This window comes from Luteibacter jiangsuensis (assembly GCF_030812295.1).
Lineage (GTDB): Bacteria > Pseudomonadota > Gammaproteobacteria > Xanthomonadales > Rhodanobacteraceae > Luteibacter > Luteibacter jiangsuensis_A.
In genome coordinates this window covers 77,821-100,498 of sequence record NZ_JAUSSK010000005.1, presented here as the reverse complement: position 1 = coordinate 100,498, position 22,678 = coordinate 77,821, and the positions used below count along the sequence as shown (strand labels likewise).

The following is a 22,678-nucleotide window of genomic DNA, read 5'->3' as shown; positions in this document are numbered from 1 at the left end:
CGATATCGCCGCTGAAGCGGCTCCCACAAGGACTTGCGGTGACTCGTGTGGGAGCCGCTTCAGCGGTGATGCTCTCCCACCCTCCCGCCAAGGCCTTCAACAAAGCCCACCATTCACCGCGAGGACCTGCCGCGTGATGTACCCGGCCTCCGGGCTCACCAGGAAACGTACCGCCGCGGCCACTTCTTCCGGCGTGCCGGTCCGCTCCATCGGGATCGCCTTGAGGATTTGTTCCACCGGCACTTCCGGTTCGAGCATATCGGTGTCGATCAGGCCCGGCGCGACGCAGTTGACGGTGATCCTGCGTTTGGCCAGTTCCACGGCCAATGCCTTCGCGGCACCGATCACGCCCGCCTTGGAAGCACTGTAGTTCACCTGGCCGCGGTTGCCGATCAGGCCCGACACCGAGGTGATGCACACGATGCGCCCAGGGGCGCGCCGACGGATCATCGGCATCACCAGCGGATGCAGTACGTTGTAGAAGCCGTCCAGGTTGGTGCGCAGCACCTGGTCCCAGTCCTCGGATGTAAGCCCTGGGAAGGCGCCGTCGCGGGTGAGGCCCGCGTTGCATACGACGCCGTAATAGGCACCGTGTCCGGCGACATCGGCCTCGAGCGCGGCCGCCGATGCGGCGCGGTCCGAGATATCGAATTGCAGTATCCGCGCGGCACGGCCTTTCCCTGCGATGTCTGCCTGCACGGCCTCGGCTTCTTCACGTCGCGAACGGCAGTGCAGGACGAGGTCGTAGCCGGCATCGGCGAGGTTCATCGCGATGGCGCGGCCGATGCCACGGCTCGAGCCGGTGACGAGGATGGTATCGGTCATGGAGGAGTTCCCCTGGAATCGAGGCTGTTGCGTGGATCGAGAAAGGGCGCGGGATCGGGAGGGCTGAATACGGTCAGCCGCGCCTCGGCATGCATGCCCGGCGCGTCGATGCGACAGGTGAAGGCACCCATCCCATCGTCGTCGTGGAAGTTGCGCACGGCTTCGACAACCAACCGGGTGCCCGCGGGAAAGAAATCGACATCCGCACGATAGGCACGCGTGCCGAGCAGGAAACCCGGCCTCACCGCGCCACCGGCGGCCAATACCTGGCACCCGTTCCACGCCGCGATGGCCTGGGCCATGAGCTCCACGCCGGTCCAGGCGGGAAGGCCCGTCGCCTGGACGAAGGCACCGCCAGGACGTACGACCCGTTCACACAGGATGCGTTCGGCGTCCCATTCCACGACGCGGTCGAGCAGGATCATCTTCCCGGCATGCGGAAGCAACTGGTCGATGGGCCAAAGGGTCATGTCGCGTCCGCCAGGATCAGGCTCGCGTTGTTACCGCCGAACGCGAACGAATTGCTCATTAAGTGGCGGCGGCCCGCCGGCAGCGTGTCGCCGATACGCGTGAAGGCGAGGGATGGCAGCGCCGGATCGGGCTCGCCGTCCCACACGTGCGGGGGCAGGCGCCGCCCCGGATCGGTGAGTGCGAGCCAGCAAAACGCGGCTTCCAGGGCCCCGGCGGCACCCAGCGTATGCCCGGTCAGCGCCTTGGTCGATGAGCAACGCACGGGACGGGCGAAGGTGGTGGCCACGGCGTGGCTTTCCATCGCGTCGTTGTGCTCGGTGGCGGTGCCGTGCAGGTTCACGTAGTCGACGGTATCCGCAACGATGCCCGCCGTCGACAAGGCACGGCGCATCGCCTCGCTGGCACCGCGCCCGCCGGGCTCGGGCGACGACATGTGATAGGCATCCGAGCTGGCACCGCCGCCGAGCATGACGACTGGCGCGGCATCCCTGGTCATCAGGAACAACGCCGCGGCTTCGCCGATGTTGATGCCACGACGCGAACGGGAGAACGGCAGGCAGCGTTCGGGCGCCATGGCTTCCAGTGCATGGAAACCATTCGTGGCGAGGCGACAAAGGGTATCGGCGCCACCGCAGACCACGGCATCGCACAGACCGAGCCGAAGGAGCCGCTGCGCGCTGAGCAGTGCGCGTGCGCCCGAGGTGCACGCGGTGGAAATACCGTAGCAGGGACCGGCGACACCCAGCCACTCGGCAAGGAAGGCGGCCGGTGCCCCGAGTTCCTGGTCGCTGTAGCGGTAATCGTCGGGCCACGTGCCGTCCACGCCACGCGCGGCGATGCCGTGGGTCGCTTCCTCGATGCCGGTGGTGCTCGTGCCGACGACCACGCCGACGCGGGCGGCACCGAAGCGGGCGATCGCGGCGCGGACCTCCGTTTCGATTTCCCTGGCCGCGAGCAGCAGCAAGCGGTTGTTGCGCGTGTCGCGCTGCTCCATGCCGGCGGGCACGGGCGGCAGGTCGGCCGTCACTTCGCCCAGCGGCAATGCGCGCGCGGGTACCCAGCCATCGAGCGGCCGGAGACCGTGTGTGGCGGCACGGAACAATGCATCGGCCACCGCGGCCTTTCCCGCGCCAAGCGAACAGGCCACGCCCAGCGCGTTGAGGTACGCCGTGCTCATGCCGGGGAGAGCGGCTTGCGCGCGGCCACGTTCACGAGGGTTTCCTCGCGCTCGCCGGGCGGGGGCGGCGCCTTGATGCCCCAGCGTTCGAGCAGGCCGAAATCCTTCGATCGGCTCCACCAGAGGTAGGGCAGGGAAACGTTGCCTTCGGCGAAGACGAAACCCCGGGAGCGCAGCATCGCCATGTACTCGTCGGCGCTCTTCTGCACGTGCATGGGGTGACGGAAGAACCAGCGGATCACCCAGGTATCGATATAGGCGCGCGTGGATTCGGCGAAGAGCAGCAGTCCGCCCGGCTTCAGTACGCGCCAGAATTCGTCGAGGGCACGTTCCTGTTCCACCAGGTGGTGGAAGGTCTGGTGGCAGAACAGCACGTCCACGCTGGCATCGGGCAGGTCGATGCCGGCGCAGTCGCCCAGCATCAGCTTCGCCTCGATGCCTTCGCGTTCCGCTTCCCGGGCCGACAACGCGATGCTGTGCGGGTCGGCGTCCAGGCCCACGATGCGGGCGGGTGCGAAGGCGTCGCGCAGCAGCCGGAACGAGCGGCCCTGGCCGCAGCCGACATCGAGCAGGGTGCCACCTTGTGGCAGCGGCTCGCCGACCAGTCGTTTCAGGTCGTTTATGGCGACCCGGAGCACATGGTGTTGCCAGGTATGCGTGCGCAGGAATACGAAACCGATCCGGGTTTCCTCGACATAGGTGGCGCTGGCGTATTTCATGGCGTGCTTCCTGCGGATCGGTCTTGCGAACGGTGCGCAAGGCGGCGGTCGACGTCGTCGGTGAACACGGTGGGCGAGACCAGTTGCATCTCTCCATCGACGAGGCTCACCGCGACCTGGATGGTGCTGGCCCGGGTGAGGCGCTCGCCGCTGGAGGCATCGCTCAACGTGTAGTGGATCTTCAAGCGGTTCTGCCACTCGACCAGTTCGGCGCGTACGCGCAGGGTCTGCCCGAAGCGTGCGGCGCGGGCATAACGCAGTTGCAGGTCGATGATGGGCCAGACATAGCCCGTCTCCTTCATCCGCCTGTAGTTGTGGCCGAGGTCGTCGAGCAGCGCGCAACGCGCGATCTCGAGGTACTTCACATAGTGGCCGTGCCAGACGACATCCATGGAGTCGACGTCGAAGAAGGGAACGGTCACGTCGATCTCGGCGGCGAGGACGCCACTAGCGCGCATGGAGTGCTCCGTTCGTACCGTGCCAGTACGGGTGGAAGTTGAACCATTGCAAGGGTGCCTCGAGGCAACGCTCACCGAGCCATGCGGCATAGTTCGCTACCGACCGGGCGATGGCCGCTTCGCGCCGCCCGCGTTCCCAGCCGGCGGCATCGGCGAAGCGGCGAAGGTGGATGCGATAACGGCCTCGGTGTTTCAGGCAGCAAACGAGGTTCACCGGGCAGCGCAGCATCGCCGCCATCAGCCACGGGCCTTGCGGGAAGGCCGCGGAGGCACCGAGAAAATCCACGTCGACGACACGGCCGCCGTGTTCCGGTACGCGGTCGCCGGCGATGGCGATCCATTCGCCTCGCTCCAGGCGCTGCGACAGTTCCAGCATCGCGGAGGTATCCAGGTCGCCCACGTGCATCAGACGCAGACGCCTGTCACCCGATTCGCCAAGCAGCCGGTTGAAGTGGGCGGCGTTGGGCAGGTGCATCAGGACGTTCAGTGCCACGCCCTCGCCGAGCTCGGCCATCGCACGGCATACGTCGAGGTTGCCCAGGTGGGTGCAGATCAGCAGTTGCCCACGCCCACCGGCCAGCAGCGCGTCACGCACGCCATCGGGGTCGTCCATGTCGATCGAGGCAAGACGCAGCTTGCCGCGCCATACATCGAAACGGTCGAGCATGCATTCGCCGAAGGCGAGGTACTGGGCGAACACGGCACGCGAACGTGGGAAGAGGTTGCCGCGCCCGCTCCATGCGGCGAGGCGCCGCTGGTAATCGCGCACGTTATGTCGCGCCGCGCGCCCGGTGACGAAGAAGTACAGCACGATCAGCTGGATCACGGGCGTCACCGCGCGCCGGCCGAGCAACCGCACGGCGATGGCGGTGAGCTTGATGCCGAGGAAGCTGCCGCGCTCTTTTTGCGCCGCCCAATGCACGTTTGCCGTTGTCTCAGGCATGGGTGCCGTCCAGGCGAAGATGGGCCGAAGAGACGGGTGCGTCGTCCATGCGATAGGCGAAGTGAAGGCGCCCGGTATCCGGGTCGTGACGCAGGACGAGCCGGACACGGTCGCCGGGGCGCAGCAGCCGCTGGAACTTCAGGCCGTCCATGGCACGGCAAGTACGTGGCGTGCCGAGCCGCGGCGCGGCCAGATCGAGCGCCCAGCCAACCTGCAACACGCCGGGCAGCACCGGCGCATCGGGGAAGTGGTCCGCGAAGCAGGCGAGGTCGAGCGGCAGTTCGAGATCGATCGTGCAGGTATCGCCTTCGCGGCGCTCGCCGAGCACGATGGCCGTCTCGGGCAAGGGGGCGCGTAGCAGCGCATCCACCCTGGACGGTTCCGGCAGCGTGTCGACGAACCGCCAGACCAGTGGCGTGGACAGGGCATCGTCACCGGCTGCATGCTGGCCGAGCTCGGCGACCAGGCCCGCGCGGCCGTGGCGGAGCAAGGCCAACCGTCCGGCGGTGCCCAGTGCGACCACCATGCCCGGGCCCAGCTTTCCGGCATACCCACCCGCCGCCGCGGCGACCCATGGATGCGAGGCGAGCCGTTGCGCGGCACCGTCCATCGGCGCCTTGTTGATCCGCCGGCGAAGGCGCTGGCGAAGGATCCACTCGCCCAGGAACAGCACGCCCATGACGGAATAGGCGAGGATGCCGTTGTAGAACGTCCACCACGAAAGCGGCCCCCACTCGGCGAGCACGCCCGAGGCGGTGCCGTTGAGCGCGAAGAATGCCACCCATACCCAGGTCACCCTGCGCGTATAGCGAACGGCTACCGGGGGCAGGTCCGGTTCGCTCACCCGCGCGATGCGCTCGATCATCGGCGGCCCGTACTTCAGGCTCAGGCCGAAGGCCGCCAGCAGCAGGGCGCAGATCAGGCTGGGATACCAACGCAACAGGTGTTCTTCGCCGCCGAAGGCGAGCACGGCGCAATAGACCAGGGTGATGCCGAGCATCCAGCGCCCCCCGGGCTGGCGCAGGAGCGCGGGGGCGCGGACGAGCCAGAGGCTTCCGAGGATCAGTCCGAAGACCGGCGTCGACACGTGGTCCATGCCGAAGTACACGATGAACGGGTACAGCACGCCGACGACCAGGAGGATGAGGTCGCTCAGCTTGCGCATGCGGATCCACTCGCCTGGACGTAGAGGGCAAGGCTGCGCACGGTTTCGAAATGGCGCCGCGCATCGCGCGAATCCGATGCGATCTTCAGGCCATAGCGGTTTTGCAGCGCGAGCGCGAGTTCCAGCGCATCGACCGAATCCAGCCCGAGGCCCTGGCCGAAGAGCGGCTGGTCCGGGGCGATGTCGTCGACGCCCAGGTGCTCCAGGGCGAGCGTTTCGATGATGAGGCGGGCGATATCCCGCTCGAGGTCGTTCATGCCTTGAGTTCCCTGGCGTAGAGGGCGTGCAGGTGTTCGTTGAGACGTCGGGAGGCTATCGGCGCGGGAGTGCCTTCGCTGAAGCCCTCCACGGGGATGTCGTCGCCCACGCGCAGATGCATGCGCACGCGGCGGTGCGGGACGCGATACCACGGCTCGGCCTTGGTCAGCGTGGTGGGCTGGACGCTGATGAACACCGGCGTGACCACCCGCGCCCCGCGAACGGCGATCGCCGCCGCGCCACGATGGAACACCGGGAACTCTCCCGGCGTGGTGCGCGTGCCTTCGGGAAAGACGATCAGCGTCTGTCCTTCGCGCAGCACGTCGGCCGCACGCTCCAGCATTTCCGCGCTGCCGTCGTTGCTGATGTACTGCGCGACGCTCACGGGCCCGCGCATGCAGGGGTTTTTCCAGAGGCTGTGCTTCACGATGCAATTGGCATCGGGCACGTGGCCGATGAGGTAGACCACGTCGATCAGCGAAGGGTGGTTGGCGACGATCATCTGGCCGGGGCGGCCCAGCTTCTCCAGGCCTTCGAAGGAATAGTTCACCACGCCGGTTCGGTACATGAACTGGGCATGCAGCCAGAAGGCGTGGCCGACCGTGCGCCGGGCGCGCCGCCGGCGCACGGCGGACGGCCCTGGCCAGTGCAGGACCACGGGCAGGATGAGCAGCCGCAGCAGCACGCCGCCGACGCCGAACAGCGCGAAGCTGAGCGCGGTGAAGACGAAGCGCCACGCCCACGCGTCGCGGCGGTGGCTCACGCTATCGGCTGCCAGGTCCATCGTCGTGTCTTCCACGGGTGGTCGAGGGTCGCACCATGGTGCAAGGCGCGGATGAAACGCAAGGCATGCGGCTCCCCGGCCGCCGGCGTGGCGCCGGTATTTTCGCCGAGCGACAGGCGCCAGCGCGGGCCGCCGCCCGCCAGCGATACACGCAGTGCCAGCGTATACGAGAAGGGCACGTCGTCGATCCATCCGTCGTACGCCTTGGCGGGGAGCTCTTCGGCGACGACCACGATGGCGGCGGAAGCGCCCTCGCCCAGAAGGGCCGTGGCCTCCACGACGGCGTGCTCGAAGGTGTCGGCCTCGCCGGCGATGGCCACCGATTCGCCGCGCTGGCCGCGCAGGATGGACCATTGCCCGGCGATGGCGTTGTGCACGGACAGCCCGAACCGCGTTGGCGACAGCGGGGCTTCGCGGCCGATATCATCGAGCATGGCGAACGTATGGGTGGTTTCGCCGTGGCGAGAGGCGAACACGAAAGGCACTTGTTCGTCGTCGCCGCACAAGGGCCACGCGGTGTGCATCACGATGCGCGCCAGCCTGCTGAGACGGCGGCGCTGCATCGCTGGTACGAAATCGCAGGCGGGCTGTTCGCCGCGATCGACGACGGGGTGCGGAGCGGCAGCCCATGCCGCCCAGTCGGCGGCGTCGTCGATGCCCGGCGCCCAGGCACGCCACGCGTCGATGTGCAGGTCGATCATGCGCTGTCTCCGTCGAAACGGCGGATCATCAGCGCAGCGCAACTCCCGCCGAAGCCGAAGGTGTTCGAAAGCAGGCTATCGATGCGCTCCGCGAGTTCGCCCTCGATGAGCGGAGCGCCGGCGAAGGCGGGATCGCGCTCACGTGGCGTCGCACCGCCAAGCAGGACCCCGTGTTCCATCATCGTGATCGCGGCGATGGCATCGAGCGCACCCGCGGCGGCGGGCGCGTGGCCGATGAGGCCCTTGATCGACGACATCGGCGGCACGGGATGGCCGCGATCGCCGAAAACGCGGCGCAGCGCTTCCCATTCGGCGAGATCGCCCGCGACGGTGGCGCAGGCATGCGTGTTCACGTAGTCCGGCAGGGAACCGGCGAGGTCGATGGCCTGGTGCATGGCCTCGGCCATGCCGTCCGCGGCGGGGCTGACCATGCCGTCCGGATCGGAAGCGGCGCCGTAGCCCGCCATCTCGGCGAGGATGGTCGCTCCCCGTGCCAACGCGTGTTCCAGCGACTCCAGCACCAGCACGCCGGCGCCGCCACCGAGCAGGATGCCGTCGCGGTCGACGGCGTATGGCGTGGACACGCGTTCTCCGGCCACGCTGGTGGAGGAAAGTGCGTTCATCACGTCGAAACACATGGCGGCCTTGTCATGCAGTTCCTCGGCTCCGCCACACACCACGATTTCCTGGCGGCCGAGCTGGATCAGTTCCATGCCCTGGCCGATCGCGTGCGTGGCGCTCGTGCAGGCGGAGCCGACGGTGAATCCGCGGCCGCCGAATCCGAACGCATGGGTGAGCGTGGCCGATACCGCGCTGCCCATGCTGCGCGGCACGATGAACGGCGACAGCCGGGATATCCCCTTGGCATGGAAGACATCGAGGCCGGCCTCGTACTCGCTCAGCGCGGCGGCACCGCCCATGACGATGCCGACATCGCGCTCGCGCACCCGCGCCTCGTCGAGCTTCGCTTCGGCCAGTGCTTCGCGCGTGGCGTGCCAGGCGAACTCAGCCGCCTGGGGCAGGTAACGGCGCAGCTTGCGCGGTGGCGGTTCCAGCGCGGACAGGTCGACGGGCGCGGCGACCCGGCAGCGCATGCCGAGCGCCTCGAAGTCGTCCCTGTGGCGAAAGCCCGCACGGCCCGCGCGCAGTCCCTCGAACAGCGCATGCCTGCCGGCGCCGATGCAGGACACCACGCCCATGCCGGTGACGACGACACGCCGCATCAGCGATGCGCCTTGAAGATGAGCGAGGTGTTGATCCCGCCGAAGGCGAAGTTGTTGTTCATCACATGGTCGGTCTGGATGTCCCTTCCTTCGCCGGTGAGGTAGTCCAGTGGCGCACACTCGGGATCGGGCGTATCGAGGTTGATCGTCGGGGCGAACCAGCCGCCGCGCATCATCTCGATCGCCCACCAGGCTTCCAGTGCGCCGCAGGCGCCGAGCGTATGGCCGACGTAGCTCTTCATCGAGCTGATCGGCACGCCGGCGCCCAGCACGTCGGCGGTGGCGTGGCTCTCGGCCACATCGCCCCGATCGGTGGCGGTGCCATGCGCGCTGACGTAGCCGATCGCGGAAGCCGGCAATCCCGCATCCGCCAGCGCCAGGCGCATGGCGCCCGCCATCGTTTCCCGCGTGGGTTGGGTGATGTGCGCGCCGTCGGAATTGGTGCCGAATCCGACGACTTCGGCGTAGATGCGCGCACCGCGTGCAAGGGCGTGTTCGTATTCCTCGAGGATCAGCGTCGTCGCGCCTTCGCCGACCACCAGGCCGTCGCGCCCGGCGTCGAACGGGCGGGGCGTGAGTTCCGGCGTATCGTTGCGGGTGCTGGTGGCGAACAAGGTGTCGAACACGGCCGCGCCCGGGCCGGAGAGTTCCTCTGCGCCGCCACACAGCATCAGCGTCTGCTTGCCTTGCTGGATCGCTTCGTAACCGTAGCCGATAGCCTGGCTTCCCGAGGTACAGGCGCTCGAGGTGGTGATGACCCGGCCCTTGAGGCCGAAGAACACGCCCACGTTCACTGCCGTGGTGTGCGCCATCATCTGGATGTAACTGGTGGCGGTCACGCCCTGCATCGAGCCGGTTTCCAGCATGTGCCCCACGGTGCGGGCCGGCTCGATGCTGCCGCCGGACGAGCCGTAGGCCACGCCCATGCGGCCATCGGCGATGCGCTCGTCGTGGAGCAGGCCGGCATCCGCGAGTGCGCGTTCGCTGGCGGCGACGGCCAGTTGCGCCACGCGGCCCATCGACCGCACGTGTTTGCGCGACCAGTGCGTGGGCAGGCTGAAATCGTCCACCGGCGCACCCAGGCGGCCGTTGAGCTTGTCGAAATAGTCCCACTCGCCCATCCGGCGTACGGCGTTGTGGAACTGGCGCAGGCGCGCCTCGATGCCGGCCCAGTCGTTGCCGAGCGGCGTGATGCCGCCGATGCCGGTGACGACGACACGTTTCATCGTGCGATTCCCCGTGGAGTATGCGGTGGTGTTCATGCGTTGGACTTCTTTGGTGCGGGGACGCTGACCGGCGCCAGCAGCGCGGTGAAGCCGATCCCAAGGAGCAGGGTAAGACCGAAATGCCGGAGGGCGGGCATCGTGCTGAGCGCGAGCAGCCCGAAGGAGAGCAGGGCCGTGACGGCCGATAGCAGTACGCCCGCGTAGGCGGCCCCGGGAACATGGGCGGCGTGGGGCTCGCCTTCGCGAAGGAAGACGGCGTAGTTCGCGCCGACGCCGAGCACCAGCATCAAGGCCATGATGTGGAACAACGTGAGCGGTTGGTCGAGATAGCCGAGCGCGGCGACGCTGAAGACGATGCCGGCGGCCGGCGGCAGGAGCACGCGCCAGGCGGCGCGTGGACCGTAGCGCCAGGCGAAGGCAAGGCCGACCAGCGCCAGTGCCGCACCCAGCCAGATATCCGCGTAGCCGCGATAGCGGCCGAACAACAGGGAGATGCCGGCGGGCTTGTCGATCAGCGAGACGCCGGGCAGGCCTTCGGTGGCGGTACGCAGCAGGTTCACGTCGTCCTGGCCCTGCGGCAGCACGATACTGCCGGTGCCATGCTCCCCGCTCATCCATAGGTAGTGAAAAGGAGTGTATACGGGTGTCTTGAGCCAGTCGTCGAGGGTGAGCGCCCGGCCCGGGAAGGTGGCCTCGTAGGCGTCGGCCGCCTCGGCCTTGAAGCCCGCCGTCAGCATGGCGGAGCGGACCTTGCCACGGCATTTTCCCGCGATGACCGCCGGGGTTCCGGCATCGTCCGATTCGCGCGCAGGCGCAGTCCCGCAGAAGACATCGGAGACCGCGGCGAGGTTGGCCTGTTGCCGTTTCATCGAGGGCAGCATCGTGCTCACGCCGGTCCAGCCGCTGAGCTTGCCGTCATCCCGCCACCTGCGCAGGCGATCGGTGAGTGCTTCCTCGCGTTGCAGCACCTGCTCGGCGTCCTTGCCTTCCACCAGCCAGAACTGGCTACCGCCCCCGAAGCCGGCGATGTCGCGGATCGCGGCCGTTTGTGCCTCGAGCGACTTCGGCGGCGAGATGAGCAGATGGATGTCGTCGTCGTGTCCGAGGCGCAGCCAGCCGGGAAGGGCGAGCAGCGCCAGCACGACGATGGCCGCGAGGGCGTGGCGACCCGAGGCGATGCGCTGCCAGCCGAGCGCCAGCCGCACCAGGGAAGGGGCAAGCGGTGCGCGTGCCGGCTTCGCCGCCAACACCGGCAGCAGCCAGAACACGCTGGCGCAGGCGACGGTCATGCCGGCGATGGCGAAACAGGCCATTTGCCGCAACGCGGGAAAGGGGACGAGCGCGAGCAGCGCATAACCGAGCAGGGACGTGGCCAGTGCCAGCAGCAGCGCCGGGCGGACCTGCCGCACGCCGCGCGCGGCGTTCCACGCCTGGCCTGCGTTGGCACGCGCGCAAAGGTACTGGATCGAATAATCCACCGCTTCGCCCAGCAACGCCGCACCGAAGACCAGGGTCGGCAGGTGCAACTGGCCAAACACCAGCACCGTGGCGACGATGGCGCCGACCACGCCGATCGCGGTGGAAACGAAGGCGATCAGCAGCGGCCGGACCGAACGGAATACGAACAGCAACAAGGCCGCGATGCCGAGCGACGAGGCGATGCCGACCACATGGGTGTCCCGTTCCGCGCCGGCACGCGCCGCGGCGGCATAGAAGATCGCTCCGGTGCGCAGCAGTCGTGCATCCGGGTGCTTCGCCGCCATGGCCTTTTCCGCCTTGGCCAGCGCCGCCAGCGCCTGGCGCTGCACGGTGTCGTCGTATGACGAGCCGTTGAGCGTGGCGATCACCAGGACATGACTCCCATCGCCGCGATGCGCGACGAGCAGGTCGTCCTCGGGCACGAGGGTGGCGCGGTTCCATGGCTGGCGGTCGAGCCAGTGTTGCAGCCAGCCGAACGGATCGTCGGTGAGTTTCGCGCCCACGTTCGCGCCGAAAGGTTCATTCAACCGCCGCCTGAGCGCGGCGACGGGATCGAAGCCCGGCGCCACGATGGCGGCGCGATCTTCCGCCGTCAGCAGGTGGAAGCGGAACGGCAGGAACGGGGTGACGAGCTGTTCGAGGTCGAAGGGCGGCAGTTCGGCGATGACCGAGGAGAAGACGGGATCGCCGCCCAGCGCGGCGCCCAGCTCGCGCGCGGCGTCCTTGGCGGTGCCGTCATCGGCGCTGCCCACCAGCAGCACCATGCGGTCACCGCTGGACTTCGCCAGCCGTTCCACCGCGTCTTCCGCCAGGGGATGGCGCTCGGTGGCCGGCAGCATGGTCAGCAGGTCGGTCTGCAGCGGCGAGACACCGCGGCCGAACAGCAACCATGCGCACAACACGCAGGCTGCCAGCGCCGCGAACGCGAACAAGCCGGCACGCACCGCGGTGGGAGCCTGCCTCATGGGACGCCGAGCACCTTGGCTTCGAGCAGGGTGAGTGGCCCCGCGTCGCGCGTGTCGGAGAAGGTGATGTGGGTACGTTCGCCATTGGCCAGGTCGACCTCGATCGACTGCAGGAAGGCGTCGCCCTTCAGCGTGATGCCGGCCAGTACGCGGGCCATGCGCGCCTGGCGCGGTACGAAACGCAAAGTCCAGCGTTCCGGCGAGCCCTCCGCGGTGACGCTGAACTGGCGCATGGCTTCGGTGGATTGTCCGGCGAGCAGCGATTGCAGCATCGCCGAAACCTGGCTGACGCCACGATTGCCGTCGCGAACGCGTTCGAGCTTGCCCTGCGCATCCAGTCGCGAGGTGCCGTCCGTGGTGAGCACGAGGTTATCGTCGAAGGGATTGCGCGTGTGCCAGAGCATGCCGCGGCCGACAACGAAGAGGAGGTCGCCATGGCTGACCTGGGGTTGCGCCAGCGCGGGGTTCTCGCGGCTCTGGGTGAACGCGGCACGCACCTGGGCGTGCCGGGCGAGTTGCGTCAGGATGCCGTCCACGAGGGCGGGCGCCTGGGCGTGGGAAGCAAACGCGCAGAGCAGGGCGGCGAGGGCGATCAGGCGGCGCATCGGGCGTTCCTTCGGTTGAACTTGCGAAGGAGCAGGCGTGGCATGCGCGGCAGCATGCCGAGCAACAGACGTGTGTGCATGGCGCTGATGCGGACGTTGTCGTGCCACATCCGGAAGTGCGACAGGCCGTCTTCGGGGTAGATCACGCGCGTCGGTACGTTTCGTACCGGTACGCCGCGCCAGTACAGGCGTACCGCGATTTCGGTGTCGAAGTCCATGCGTGCCGGAAGCGGCTTGCGCGCTATCTCGGCGCAGGTATCGGCGAGCGGGTAGAGACGATAGCCGCACATGGAATCCTGGATATCGAGCGAGAGCGTTTCGACCCAGACACAGGCATGGGTGAGGTAGCGGCCATAGAGGCGTGCGCGCGGCACCGAATCGTCGTAGATCGGCCGTCCGCAGATCATCGCCCCCGGCATGGTGCGGGCCTCGTCGAGGAAGCGCGGCACATCGGCCGTATCGTGCTGCCCATCGGCGTCGATCTGCAGCACATGGCTGTAACCCGCAGCGTGCGCTGCGAGGAACCCGGCGGTGAGGGCGGCGCCCTTGCCTGCGTTGCCGGGCAGGCGGATCAGGCGAAGCTCGTCGCGGCCAGTGACCAGGGCGTCGAGGATGTCGCGTGTCTCGCCGTTCGAACCGTCGTCGACGATCAGTACGGGCAAGCCATGCGCCGCCAGGGCGTTTGCCGTGGCGGCGATGGTTCGTCCGTGGTTGTAGATCGGTACGACGGCGCAGGGCGCGAAGGAGCGCGCCGCGGCATCGCGCGGTCCTGGCCTGCCCGCCATCGGTCCGCTCAGCGGGTGAGCAGTGACTGCACGGTGGCGACGACGTCGCCGACCGTACGCACGCTCTTGAAGTCCTCGGGCTTGATCCGGGTGCCGGTCATGTCCTGGACCTGGATCGCGAGATCGATCGCGTCGATGCTGTCCAGTTCGAGGTCGGTGAAGAGGTTGGCTTCCGGGGTCACCTTGCTCGGATCGATCTCGAAGGTCTCGTGCAGGACCGAGCGGAGACGAGCGAGGACGTCGTCGGAGGTAAAGGTTTCAGCTGGGATCGCGCTCATAGCTCGGTAAGTCCATTTCATCCCCGGGGTCGCGCAGGCCCGCGCCCGCGAGGGCAAACGGAAACGGGCGCCACCATCGAGGCGACGAAGGTGATCGGAATGCTCTGGTTGTCGCCGCCATCCGGCGGCATTCCCCTGAACCCAAAAGCGCCGTGTAGGCAAAGCCTTACAAGAGTGCCCGGGTGCGGAAAGTGTAGCAGATCGAAGCCCGGAACATGGGGACGGTGCGAACCGCCTGGGGTGGGAGCCGACCCTGTCGGCGATGAGTGCTTGCCATGCCCTGGCCCGCTATCGCGGGATCGCCGACAAGGTCGACTCCCACCAGGATCGGTTCCACGGGCTCCTTGCCAGCCTCGGGCGTCCGGACGCGACGGCCGTCCGGACGCCGTACCGTCCGCGGACACGTACCGGTATCGCGGACGCTCCGCACGAAGTCCCGTGGAAAGCGCCTTCCAGCCCGGTCCAGCGGTTGGCACGGCCCTTGCGATACCCCTCTCGAAACATCTTCATCCATCGTCCTGGAGAACGACCGTGAAATTCGAGACCGCCATGCTGAAAACCTTCTTCGTCGCCGCCGTCCTGACCTGCCTGTTGACCCTGGGCGCGATGGTGACCGCGCCGGTGCCCACCGTGACCGCGACGAACCTGGTCGTCGCGTCGCCTTGACCGGAATGCCGGCCGTGGCGCTTCAGGTATTCACGAATCGCATTACCACTGCACGCGAGCCGTCCAGTCCCGAGATCTGGCCCGAAACCAGGATGCCCCGATCGCCTTGCATCGCGAAACCGCGGCGGATCTCGGTATGGGTTGGATCGTTGAAGAACACGAAGCCGTCCAGTTCGCCGAATGAGGTATCGAGGGCTCCGGAAGCGAGGTAGCGGCCGATCAGGATGCCATCGGAGAGCAGGCCGCCACGGGTACCGACCGCGATGAAGCGCCCCTCGCCGTCGAATCCGCCCGTCTTCAGTCGCGAAGGCCCCACGGCTGCCGTGGTGTAGAGAATCTCGCCGCCATTGAACGTGCGATCCGGCTTGCCCGTCGAATCCACGCCGGCAAGGAATCCGTGAAGTTCATAGCCCTGCTCGGGGACCGCATTCATGCCGATGACGATGAACGCCCCATCGTCGGCGGGGATGAGGTCGTCGAGGGAGCCCACCGCGGTGTGACCGGACTCGGCGTTGATCGGTATCGCGAAGTCCCCGTCGAGGCCGAACGCACCGTCGATACTTCCGTCATCGAAGTAGCGGCGAACGAGCAACATGCCGGCGTATTGGCCTGCCACGACGAAAGCGTGGCCCTGGGCATGGCCGCACTGGACATTCTCTTCGTCCACCTGGCCGGGGAAGCTGCTCAAAGGGAGTATGCCTCCCCTGTTCAACGTCATGTCCCATTGCCCATTGGCCAGCAATCGAAGGATGACGCCTTCGATCTTTGCGTTCTGCTTGTGTTGGCGTTTACCCACGACCAGGATGCGCCCATCTTCCAGCGGGGTCACCGTTGCGTGGATGAGGGCATGGAACTCCATGTCCAGCACAGCCAAGCCGTCGTTCCCGAAAGTCTCGTCGGGGACGCCATGGGACTCCACCATCGCGAGTGCGTGGACGATCGAGTCTTTCACGGACATCGTCAGGTGCACCAGGATATTGCCGTTCGGTTGCACGTGGACGTGTAGGGCTTCCGCTCCGATCGACGGAGTAACGAGGCTCAGGCCCCCGTTGCCGAAGGTGGCATCGACGGAACCGTCGGCACGCAGTTTCATCACGAAGGCGCTGTTCTCATCCTTGCCCGTGCGAATACAACTGCCCGAGACATAGACCGTGTCGTCACGCGCATCGCTGGTGACGCCGTATGCTCTCATCTGGTCGAATCCCGGGGCGGAAAGGACGACCATTCCGTTGTCGCCGAACGTTGGGTCGAGCCCGCCGGCCCGGCTCGAATGTGTTTTCGATGCATTGCCATTCACGGTGTCTCTCCTTGGCCGTCCATTCCATTCATGTGCCGCGACCAACCTTCAAAGGGGCTGTACGTCGTCGGCCTGCAAGCCTTTCTGGCCTTGTACCACGATGAACGACACCCTCTGTCCTTCCTTCAGTGACTTGAAACCCGCCGTCTGGATGGATCGGTAGTGCACGAAAACATCGGCACCCGTTTCCGGCGCGATGAAGCCGAATCCCTTCGCGTCGTTGAACCATTTGACCGTGCCATTCTGCCTTCCGTTGTTCATGATGCATCCGCTCCCAGGGTTGTCGATGGCGGGCTCGAATGTAACCGCCGCGTCCAGCGTATGCCTGGCGTCGCCCCCGCCGGTAGGCGAGGGTACCCGTCCAGATGGCGTAATCCCGAAACGAAAGAAGCCGCCGGATCGCGCCGGCGGCTTCTTCGTTGCCCATTATGCGTAGCGCTTACTGCCCGCGCATGCGGCCCTGGAAGCGCGGTGCGCCGTTGCCCATGTGGGGCAGGCGGATCTTGCCGATGGCGCTGATGCGCTCTTCCGCCATGCGGTCCGCGGCCTTGTAGGTCGGGATGTTGTCGCGGGCGGAGATCTCGAAGATGCGGCCGACGTTGTAGTAGATCGTGCGCATCATGCGCATGGCGCGCTCGCGGTTGTAGCCGTCGATCTCCAGCGAGACGTTCATCACGCCACCTGCGTTCACCGCGTAGTCCGGGGCGTAGACGATGCCGCGACGTGCGACTTCGTCACCGATGGCGTCGGTGGCGAGCTGGTTGTTGGCCGCGCCGCAGATGATCTTCGCCTTGATGCGGTCGATCGTCTGCTCGTTGATCGTGCCGCCAAGGGCGCACGGGCTGTAGACATCGGCGTCGACGTCGTAGATCTCGTCCAGGCCCACGGCCTCGCAACCGAGTTCGTCGACACAACGCTGCACCGCGTCCTTGTTGATGTCGGTGACGAACACCTTCGCGCCCTGCTCGCGCAGCAGCTTGATGAATTCGCTGCCCACATGGCCGCAGCCCTGCACGGCATAGCTGTACTTGCCGACGTCTTCATTGCCGTGCTTGCTCTGCAGCGCGGCCATCAGGCCCTGCAGGGTGCCGAACGCGGTGAACGGCGAGGGATCGCCCGAACCGCCATGCACCTGGTGCACGCCGGTGACGTATTCGGTCTCGCGGTAAACGTATTCCATGTCGTTGACGTCGATGCCCACGTCCTCGGCGGTGATGTAGCGGCCGTTGAGCGAGTTGACGAAACGGCCGAAGGCGCGGAACAGCGCCTCGGACTTGTCCTTGGAGGGATCGCCGATGATCACGGCCTTGCCGCCGCCGAGATTCAGGCCGGCCACCGCGTTCTTGTAGGTCATGCCACGCGACAGACGGAGCACGTCGTTGACGGCATCCTGCTCGGTCTTGTACGGCCACATGCGCAGGCCGCCCAGGGACGGGCCAAGCACGGTGTTGTGGATCGCGATGATGGCCTTCAGGCCCGCGTCCTTGTTATGGCAGAAGACGACTTCTTCGTGGCCCGTGTTGGCGATGGTTTCGAAAATCATCGAACGCTAACTCCAGTGTCGAGCGGCAGCAGCACCGCCCTCTAGGTGAAAACCGGCGGTGGGGACCACCGGTGGATGATTGTGACCGTCCAAAAAAATCGCCCCGGCCTGCGAGGCGGGGGCGATATGTCGTGTCAGCTGCCTAGTTTAAACCGTTGTGGCGCTCAGTGTAGGTGCGGCGCAGCACGGGCTCAGCGGTGCCAGTGCGGATCCCGGTACCAGGTTTCCCGTTCGATCCGCCAGCCACGGCCGTAAGGGCGCCAGGCCGGGGGCCGGTAGACGTAGCCGGGCCGCCCCGCATACCAGTGGCCGCCTACCCAGACGTAGCGCCCACCCGCCCAGTTCCAGTAGCCGGGTGCCCAGACGTAGCCCGCACGGGGCGGAGGAACGCGCTCGAAGCGCGGCGGCGGCGGACGATTGCTCACGGTGACCGACACATATTCCCTTGCGGTGGCGGGCGGCGTGTAGCTCGCGGCGCCGACAGCCAGGCCCAGGGCGGCGACGGCGGCGAGGGTGCGGGTCAGGGTGGTCATGGTGTGCAGTTCCTCCGGGACGTCCGCGGATGCGGATTCGTGCGCCAGAACGCGAGCTCCGGGGGCAAGGTTGACTCCCCTCCAAGGCGAGCGTTCAGGTTCGTGAAAAGCCCGGATGCGGGATAATCCGGGGGCCTACATGACCCGGTCCTCCCATGAAACCACCCCGGCGCTTCGGCGCCCGCACCATCGCGACCCTGCTGGGTATACGTGTCGCGTATCGGCTCGGCAGCCACTTTTTTCCCAAGCGGACCGTCGTCCATGCGGCGCGGCTCTTCCAGACGCCGCTACCGAGCAGTCGCGAGCGCGCAGCGGGCGCCCTGACGACGATGTCGGCCCGCCGGGAGGCCGTGGAGGTCGACGGGATCCCGATCGCCACGTACGTCTGGGGCGACCCGTCGACACAGCCTTACATCTTGCTGGTGCATGGGTGGTCGAGCATGGGTTTGCGCTGGGAGAACTGGACGGCCCGCCTTCTCGACCATGGATGGGCGGCCGTGGCTTTCGACCAGCCGGGACACGGACATAGCGGAGGCACGTTGTGCACGCTGCCCGATTTCGCCCGCACGGTAAGCGCGATAGGGCGCCACTACGGTGACGCGGAGGGTGTGGTCGCCCATTCGCTGGGTGGTGCGGCGGTCACGCTTGCGCTGGACGACGGATGGACCGCGAAGCGTGTCGTATTGATCGCGCCCGCCGCCGATCCGCAGGCGGCGACGCGACGGTTCGCGCGTTTCGTGCGGCTGGGCGAGCACCTGAGGCCGGCATTGCACGATGTGCTTGCGGAGCGCACCGGCGTCCGTATCGACGACCTGCATATCCGCCACCACGCACCGAAGCGGGCCCAGCCCTTGCTGGTCGTGCATGACGTTTCGGACCGCGACGTGCCGGTGGGCGAAGGCGAACTGTATGTCAGCCTCTGGCCGGGGGCGAGGTTGCTCAAGACCGCCCGCCTGGGCCATCGCCGCGTGGTGGACGATGAAACGGTGGTAGCGGCCTCGTTGGCGTTCCTGTCGGCCTGATTTCATCGCGGCGCCTGCGCTGCACCGCACCAAAGGCCATCGGCGCCTCCGCAGTAGAATCGGCCGGTTCCCCACCGTTGTCGGTCTTCCCCGGAGTTTCCATGAGTTCGCAGCCCAAGCACATCCCCGCCAGCAGCACGGACGCGGAGGCGACGCCGCTGCGTTTCGTCACGGCGGCGAGCCTGTTCGATGGTCACGACGCAGCCATCAACATCATGCGCCGGATCATCCAGAGCCAGGGCGCCGAGGTCATCCACCTGGGCCATAACCGCTCGGTGGAAGACGTGGTCCGCGCGGCGCTGCAGGAAGACGCCGATGCGATCGCGTTGTCCTCGTACCAGGGCGGCCACGTCGAGTACTTCAAGTACATGGTCGACATGCTGCGCGAGCGCGGTGCCGCCCATATCCGGGTGTTCGGCGGTGGCGGCGGCACGATCACGCCGGAAGAAATCAAGGAACTCCAGGCCTATGGTGTGGAGCGGATCTACCATCCGAACGACGGCATGAAGCTCGGTCTCACCGAGATGATCGAGGACGTGATGTCGCGAACGCGCGCCGCGGTGAAGCGGCGCGTGGAGCCGGCACCGCCGCCCGCTTCCGTCGAGGACGAAATTTCCATCGGTGCCATGCTTTCGGCCATCGAGGAAGACCGGTTCGCCGAGGAAGAACTCGCACGCCTGCGCAAGGAGTGGAAGCTCGCCGGTGGCAAGACGCCGGTGCTCGGCCTTACGGGTACGGGTGGTGCGGGCAAGTCCTCGGTGGTGGACGAATTGCTGCTGCGCTTCCTCCATGCCTTCCCGCATATGCGTATCGCCGTGCTTGCCGTGGACCCTACCCGCCGACGCAGCGGCGGCGCATTGCTGGGCGATCGCATCCGCATGAACTCGCTGCGCAGCCCGCGCGTATACATGCGTTCGATGGCCACGCGTCGCCAGCATGCCGCGACCTCCATCGTGCTGCACGATTGCATCGACTTCCTAAAGGCCCAGGCGTACGACCTGGTGATCGTCGAGACCGCCGGTATCGGCCAGAGCGATTCGGAAATCGTCGATCTCGTCGACTTCCCCGTTTACGTCATGACCAGCGAATATGGCGCGGCCAGCCAGCTCGAGAAGATCGACATGCTCGACTTCGCCGAATTGGTGGTGCTCAATAAGTTCGACAAGCGGGGGGCCGAAGACGCGTTGCGCGACGTGCGCAAGCAGTGGAAGCGCAATCGCATCGCGTTCCAGCTGGCCGACGAGAACGTGCCGGTGTATCCGACGATCGCCAGCCAGTTCAACGATCCGGGCGTGACCTGGATGTTCGCCAACCTGTGCCGCCTGCTTTGCGAGAAGCTCTCGCTGCCGGCCGGTGAGTGGACCCCCGACGTGGATACCCGCCTGCGCGAGCCGCGCGCGACAGTGCTGATCCCGGGCAGCCGCGTTCGATACCTGGCTGAGATCGCCGAGCAGGGCCGCGGCGTCAATGCGACGATCGCCAGGCAGGCCGAAGCAGCGAGCAAGGTGCAGCACTACTACGAGTCGCTCAAGGATATCGGCGACGACGCCTTGCCTCGCGCCTTCGACCTCTACGACCACGACCTGCTCGCCGTCGACGGCGACCGCTCGTTGGCCACGCTGCGCCAGCGTTACAACGAGGCGGTGCGCGAACTCTCCAGCGAAGCCGTCAACCTGCTCCGTGAGTGGCCATCGCGTTTCGAATCGGTCACCGCCGAGTTCAACGAATACCAGGTGCGCGACAAGGTCATTCGCGTCGAGAATTATCGCGAGTCGCTGAGCCACCAGAAGATTCCGAAAGTCTCGCCACCCAAGACGAAGGACTGGGGCGACCTCCTGTCCTTCCTCATGCGCGAGAACTTGCCCGGGCATTATCCGTACACCGGTGGCGTATTCCCGTACCGCCGCGCGGGGGAGGACCCCACCCGTATGTTCGCCGGCGAGGGTACGCCGGAACGCACCAATCGCCGCTTCCACTACCTTTCGCTGGGAGGCGCTGCCGCGCGCCTGTCCACGGCGTTCGACTCGGTCACGCTGTATGGCGAAGACCCGGCGCCGCGCCCCGATATCTACGGCAAGATCGGTAATTCAGGCGTGTCCATCGCTACGCTCGATGACATGAAGAAGCTCTACTCGGGCTTCGACCTGTCGGCGCCCTCGACGTCGGTATCGATGACGATCAACGGACCGGCGCCGATCATCCTCGCGATGTTCATGAACACGGCGATCGACCAGAACGTGGAGAAGTACCTCAACGAGGACGTCTCGCGATGGGAGAGGGCCAACGCACGCATCGCCGAGTTGTACCCCGACGGCAACCGCCCTCGTTACAACGGTGACCTGCCGAAGGGCAACGACGGCCTCGGACTCGGCTTGCTGGGCGTGTCGGGTGAGGAGGTGATCGATCCGGAAACCTACGCACGGATCAAGGCGTACACGCTGGCGACCGTGCGCGGGACCGTCCAGGCCGACATCCTGAAGGAAGACCAGGCGCAGAACACCTGCATCTTCAGCACGGAGTTCGCCCTGCGCATGATGGGCGACATTCAGCAGTATTTCGTCGACCACAAGGTACGCAACTTCTACTCGGTGTCGATCTCGGGATATCACATCGCCGAAGCGGGCGCCAACCCGATCAGTCAGCTGGCTTTCACGCTGTCGAACGGATTCACCATCGTCGAGTATTACCTCGCGCGCGGCATGAAGGTCGACGATTTCGCGCCGAACCTGTCGTTCTTTTTCTCCAACGGCATGGACCCGGAGTACACCGTGATCGGTCGTGTCGCGCGGCGTATCTGGGCGCGTGCCATGCGCGAACGCTACGGGGCCAGTGCACGCAGCCAGATGCTGAAGTACCACATCCAGACCTCCGGCCGGTCGCTGCACGCGCAAGAGATCCAGTTCAACGACATCCGCACGACGTTGCAGGCCCTGTACGCGCTCTTCGACAACTGCAACAGCCTGCATACCAACGCCTATGACGAGGCGATCACCACGCCGACCGAAGAAAGCGTGCGTCGTGCCGTGGCGATCCAGCTGATCATCAATCGCGAGCTGGGGCTCAATTTCAACGAGAACCCGTGGCAGGGCAGCTACGTCGTGGACGAGCTGACCGACCTGGTCGAGGAAGCGGTATACAAGGAATTCGAGGCGATCAGTGAGCGCGGTGGCGTGCTCGGCGCGATGGACACGATGTACCAGCGCGGAAAGATCCAGGAAGAGTCGATGTACTACGAGCACAAGAAACACGACGGCTCGCTCCCGCTCATCGGCGTGAACACCTTCCTGCCAAAGGACCACGGCGGCGAGATCGCCACCGAGATCGAACTGATCCGCTCCACGGAAGAAGAGAAGAGCCAGCAGATCGACAACGTGCTGCTTTATGGCAAGGCCCGCAACCGGCTTGCGCCGGAGAGCCTCAAGATCTTGCAGAAGACCGCCCGCGAGCGCCGCAACGTATTCGAACAGCTGATGGAAGCGGTGAAGAACAACTCGCTAGGCCAGATCAGCCACGCGCTATACGACGTGGGCGGCGAATATCGCCGCAACATGTAAG

23 protein-coding genes are annotated in these 22,678 nt (G+C 66.5%); 3 read left to right on the top strand and 20 right to left on the bottom strand.

The genetic code is table 11. From position 1 onward, the window contains the following. Positions 1 to 96: 96 nt before the first annotated feature. The 16 genes from fabG to J2T07_RS16635 are packed head-to-tail and all read right to left on the bottom strand — an operon-like array spanning position 97 to position 14,062. Entirely contained in the window at positions 97 to 825 is a 729-nt protein-coding gene (gene fabG / locus J2T07_RS16710) for a 3-oxoacyl-ACP reductase FabG (protein WP_306851419.1), read from the bottom strand. Continuing rightward, positions 822 to 1,295, bottom strand: a complete 474-nt coding sequence (locus tag J2T07_RS16705; protein WP_306851418.1) for a hotdog family protein — start codon at positions 1,293 to 1,295, stop codon at positions 822 to 824. Before J2T07_RS16705 ends, fabG begins: the two co-directional genes overlap by 4 nt. Continuing rightward, positions 1,292 to 2,473, bottom strand: a complete 1,182-nt coding sequence (locus J2T07_RS16700) for a beta-ketoacyl-[acyl-carrier-protein] synthase family protein (protein WP_306851417.1) — start codon at positions 2,471 to 2,473, stop codon at positions 1,292 to 1,294. Before J2T07_RS16700 ends, J2T07_RS16705 begins: the two co-directional genes overlap by 4 nt. Further along, positions 2,470 to 3,192, bottom strand: a complete 723-nt coding sequence (locus tag J2T07_RS16695; protein WP_306851416.1) for a class I SAM-dependent methyltransferase — start codon at positions 3,190 to 3,192, stop codon at positions 2,470 to 2,472. The genes J2T07_RS16700 and J2T07_RS16695 overlap by 4 nt, the downstream gene beginning before the upstream one ends. After that, a complete protein-coding gene (locus J2T07_RS16690; RefSeq protein ID WP_306851415.1) occupies positions 3,189 to 3,650 on the bottom strand; it encodes an acyl-CoA thioesterase in 462 nt (153 codons plus the stop codon). Before J2T07_RS16690 ends, J2T07_RS16695 begins: the two co-directional genes overlap by 4 nt. Further along, complete coding sequence (locus tag J2T07_RS16685; RefSeq protein ID WP_306851414.1) at positions 3,640 to 4,593, bottom strand: glycosyl transferase; 954 nt, start codon at positions 4,591 to 4,593, stop codon at positions 3,640 to 3,642. The genes J2T07_RS16690 and J2T07_RS16685 overlap by 11 nt, the downstream gene beginning before the upstream one ends. Then, positions 4,586 to 5,758, bottom strand: a complete 1,173-nt coding sequence (locus tag J2T07_RS16680) for a hypothetical protein (RefSeq protein WP_306851413.1) — start codon at positions 5,756 to 5,758, stop codon at positions 4,586 to 4,588. Before J2T07_RS16680 ends, J2T07_RS16685 begins: the two co-directional genes overlap by 8 nt. Further along, positions 5,746 to 6,015, bottom strand: coding sequence for a phosphopantetheine-binding protein (locus J2T07_RS16675; protein ID WP_306851412.1), 270 nt, complete (start codon positions 6,013 to 6,015; stop codon positions 5,746 to 5,748). The genes J2T07_RS16680 and J2T07_RS16675 overlap by 13 nt, the downstream gene beginning before the upstream one ends. Continuing rightward, positions 6,012 to 6,800 carry a lysophospholipid acyltransferase family protein gene (locus J2T07_RS16670; protein ID WP_306851411.1) on the bottom strand — a complete coding sequence of 263 codons (789 nt, stop codon included), beginning with the start codon at positions 6,798 to 6,800 and terminating at the stop codon, positions 6,012 to 6,014. Before J2T07_RS16670 ends, J2T07_RS16675 begins: the two co-directional genes overlap by 4 nt. Then, on the bottom strand, positions 6,776 to 7,501 hold the full coding sequence (locus J2T07_RS16665; protein ID WP_306851409.1) for a beta-ketoacyl synthase chain length factor: 726 nt from the start codon (positions 7,499 to 7,501) through the stop codon (positions 6,776 to 6,778). The genes J2T07_RS16670 and J2T07_RS16665 overlap by 25 nt, the downstream gene beginning before the upstream one ends. Continuing rightward, positions 7,498 to 8,724, bottom strand: a complete 1,227-nt coding sequence (locus J2T07_RS16660) for a beta-ketoacyl-[acyl-carrier-protein] synthase family protein (protein WP_306851408.1) — start codon at positions 8,722 to 8,724, stop codon at positions 7,498 to 7,500. Before J2T07_RS16660 ends, J2T07_RS16665 begins: the two co-directional genes overlap by 4 nt. Then, complete coding sequence (locus tag J2T07_RS16655) at positions 8,724 to 9,950, bottom strand: beta-ketoacyl-ACP synthase (protein WP_306852154.1); 1,227 nt, start codon at positions 9,948 to 9,950, stop codon at positions 8,724 to 8,726. Before J2T07_RS16655 ends, J2T07_RS16660 begins: the two co-directional genes overlap by 1 nt. Before the next feature lie 32 nt (positions 9,951 to 9,982). Beyond that, on the bottom strand, positions 9,983 to 12,394 hold the full coding sequence (locus J2T07_RS16650; RefSeq protein WP_306851405.1) for an MMPL family transporter: 2,412 nt from the start codon (positions 12,392 to 12,394) through the stop codon (positions 9,983 to 9,985). Further along, entirely contained in the window at positions 12,391 to 12,999 is a 609-nt protein-coding gene (locus J2T07_RS16645) for an outer membrane lipoprotein carrier protein LolA (RefSeq protein ID WP_306851403.1), read from the bottom strand. The genes J2T07_RS16650 and J2T07_RS16645 overlap by 4 nt, the downstream gene beginning before the upstream one ends. Next, a complete protein-coding gene (locus J2T07_RS16640; RefSeq protein ID WP_306851402.1) occupies positions 12,987 to 13,784 on the bottom strand; it encodes a glycosyltransferase family 2 protein in 798 nt (265 codons plus the stop codon). Before J2T07_RS16640 ends, J2T07_RS16645 begins: the two co-directional genes overlap by 13 nt. An 8-nt stretch (positions 13,785 to 13,792) precedes the next feature. Beyond that, positions 13,793 to 14,062: an acyl carrier protein gene (locus tag J2T07_RS16635; RefSeq protein ID WP_306851401.1), complete on the bottom strand. Its 270-nt coding sequence runs from the start codon at positions 14,060 to 14,062 to the stop codon at positions 13,793 to 13,795. 531 nt (positions 14,063 to 14,593) lie between these two features. Here J2T07_RS16635 and J2T07_RS16630 point away from each other — a divergent pair. Continuing rightward, positions 14,594 to 14,728 carry a hypothetical protein gene (locus tag J2T07_RS16630; RefSeq protein ID WP_306851400.1) on the top strand — a complete coding sequence of 45 codons (135 nt, stop codon included), beginning with the start codon at positions 14,594 to 14,596 and terminating at the stop codon, positions 14,726 to 14,728. 22 nt (positions 14,729 to 14,750) lie between these two features. Here J2T07_RS16630 and J2T07_RS16625 read toward each other — a convergent pair whose 3' ends face one another. The 4 genes from J2T07_RS16625 to J2T07_RS16610 form a co-directional block, all read right to left on the bottom strand. After that, complete coding sequence (locus tag J2T07_RS16625; RefSeq protein ID WP_306851399.1) at positions 14,751 to 16,025, bottom strand: hypothetical protein; 1,275 nt, start codon at positions 16,023 to 16,025, stop codon at positions 14,751 to 14,753. Positions 16,026 to 16,073: 48 nt separating this feature from the next. Then, complete coding sequence (locus J2T07_RS16620; RefSeq protein ID WP_306851398.1) at positions 16,074 to 16,286, bottom strand: cold-shock protein; 213 nt, start codon at positions 16,284 to 16,286, stop codon at positions 16,074 to 16,076. A gap of 178 nt (positions 16,287 to 16,464) precedes the next feature. Continuing rightward, entirely contained in the window at positions 16,465 to 17,568 is a 1,104-nt protein-coding gene (locus J2T07_RS16615; RefSeq protein ID WP_306851397.1) for a Glu/Leu/Phe/Val dehydrogenase dimerization domain-containing protein, read from the bottom strand. Between the two features lie 191 nt (positions 17,569 to 17,759). After that, positions 17,760 to 18,101 carry a hypothetical protein gene (locus tag J2T07_RS16610; protein ID WP_306851396.1) on the bottom strand — a complete coding sequence of 114 codons (342 nt, stop codon included), beginning with the start codon at positions 18,099 to 18,101 and terminating at the stop codon, positions 17,760 to 17,762. A gap of 155 nt (positions 18,102 to 18,256) precedes the next feature. On the opposite strand from J2T07_RS16610, the gene J2T07_RS16605 reads away from it, so the two are divergent. Together J2T07_RS16605 and J2T07_RS16600 are read left to right on the top strand one after the other, a co-directional pair. After that, the gene (locus J2T07_RS16605) at positions 18,257 to 19,123 is read left to right on the top strand and encodes an alpha/beta hydrolase (protein ID WP_306851395.1); all 867 of its coding nucleotides are present in this window, start codon (positions 18,257 to 18,259) and stop codon (positions 19,121 to 19,123) included. A 101-nt stretch (positions 19,124 to 19,224) separates the two neighbouring features. Then, positions 19,225 to 22,677, top strand: coding sequence for a methylmalonyl-CoA mutase family protein (locus J2T07_RS16600; protein ID WP_306851394.1), 3,453 nt, complete (start codon positions 19,225 to 19,227; stop codon positions 22,675 to 22,677). Position 22,678: the final 1 nt, after the last annotated feature.

Excerpts from the sequence above, each read along its gene's own strand:
- J2T07_RS16680 (WP_306851413.1), bottom strand. The coding sequence starts at position 5,758 with ATGCGCAAGCTGAGCGACCTCATCCTCCTGGTCGTCGGCGTGCTGTAC.
- J2T07_RS16670 (WP_306851411.1), bottom strand. The coding sequence starts at position 6,800 with ATGGACCTGGCAGCCGATAGCGTGAGCCACCGCCGCGACGCGTGGGCG.
- J2T07_RS16655 (WP_306852154.1), bottom strand. The coding sequence starts at position 9,950 with ATGAAACGTGTCGTCGTCACCGGCATCGGCGGCATCACGCCGCTCGGC.
- J2T07_RS16600 (WP_306851394.1), top strand. The coding sequence starts at position 19,225 with ATGAGTTCGCAGCCCAAGCACATCCCCGCCAGCAGCACGGACGCGGAG.
- J2T07_RS16705 (WP_306851418.1), bottom strand. The coding sequence starts at position 1,295 with ATGACCCTTTGGCCCATCGACCAGTTGCTTCCGCATGCCGGGAAGATG.
- J2T07_RS16635 (WP_306851401.1), bottom strand. The coding sequence starts at position 14,062 with ATGAGCGCGATCCCAGCTGAAACCTTTACCTCCGACGACGTCCTCGCT.
- J2T07_RS16605 (WP_306851395.1), top strand. The coding sequence starts at position 18,257 with ATGAAACCACCCCGGCGCTTCGGCGCCCGCACCATCGCGACCCTGCTG.
- J2T07_RS16665 (WP_306851409.1), bottom strand. The coding sequence starts at position 7,501 with ATGATCGACCTGCACATCGACGCGTGGCGTGCCTGGGCGCCGGGCATC.
- J2T07_RS16695 (WP_306851416.1), bottom strand. The coding sequence starts at position 3,192 with ATGAAATACGCCAGCGCCACCTATGTCGAGGAAACCCGGATCGGTTTC.
- J2T07_RS16700 (WP_306851417.1), bottom strand. The coding sequence starts at position 2,473 with ATGAGCACGGCGTACCTCAACGCGCTGGGCGTGGCCTGTTCGCTTGGC.
- J2T07_RS16620 (WP_306851398.1), bottom strand. The coding sequence starts at position 16,286 with ATGAACAACGGAAGGCAGAATGGCACGGTCAAATGGTTCAACGACGCG.
- J2T07_RS16615 (WP_306851397.1), bottom strand. The coding sequence starts at position 17,568 with ATGATTTTCGAAACCATCGCCAACACGGGCCACGAAGAAGTCGTCTTC.
- J2T07_RS16690 (WP_306851415.1), bottom strand. The coding sequence starts at position 3,650 with ATGCGCGCTAGTGGCGTCCTCGCCGCCGAGATCGACGTGACCGTTCCC.
- J2T07_RS16645 (WP_306851403.1), bottom strand. The coding sequence starts at position 12,999 with ATGCGCCGCCTGATCGCCCTCGCCGCCCTGCTCTGCGCGTTTGCTTCC.
- fabG (WP_306851419.1), bottom strand. The coding sequence starts at position 825 with ATGACCGATACCATCCTCGTCACCGGCTCGAGCCGTGGCATCGGCCGC.
- J2T07_RS16650 (WP_306851405.1), bottom strand. The coding sequence starts at position 12,394 with ATGAGGCAGGCTCCCACCGCGGTGCGTGCCGGCTTGTTCGCGTTCGCG.
- J2T07_RS16660 (WP_306851408.1), bottom strand. The coding sequence starts at position 8,724 with ATGCGGCGTGTCGTCGTCACCGGCATGGGCGTGGTGTCCTGCATCGGC.
- J2T07_RS16675 (WP_306851412.1), bottom strand. The coding sequence starts at position 6,015 with ATGAACGACCTCGAGCGGGATATCGCCCGCCTCATCATCGAAACGCTC.
- J2T07_RS16640 (WP_306851402.1), bottom strand. The coding sequence starts at position 13,784 with ATGGCGGGCAGGCCAGGACCGCGCGATGCCGCGGCGCGCTCCTTCGCG.
- J2T07_RS16685 (WP_306851414.1), bottom strand. The coding sequence starts at position 4,593 with ATGCCTGAGACAACGGCAAACGTGCATTGGGCGGCGCAAAAAGAGCGC.
- J2T07_RS16610 (WP_306851396.1), bottom strand. The coding sequence starts at position 18,101 with ATGACCACCCTGACCCGCACCCTCGCCGCCGTCGCCGCCCTGGGCCTG.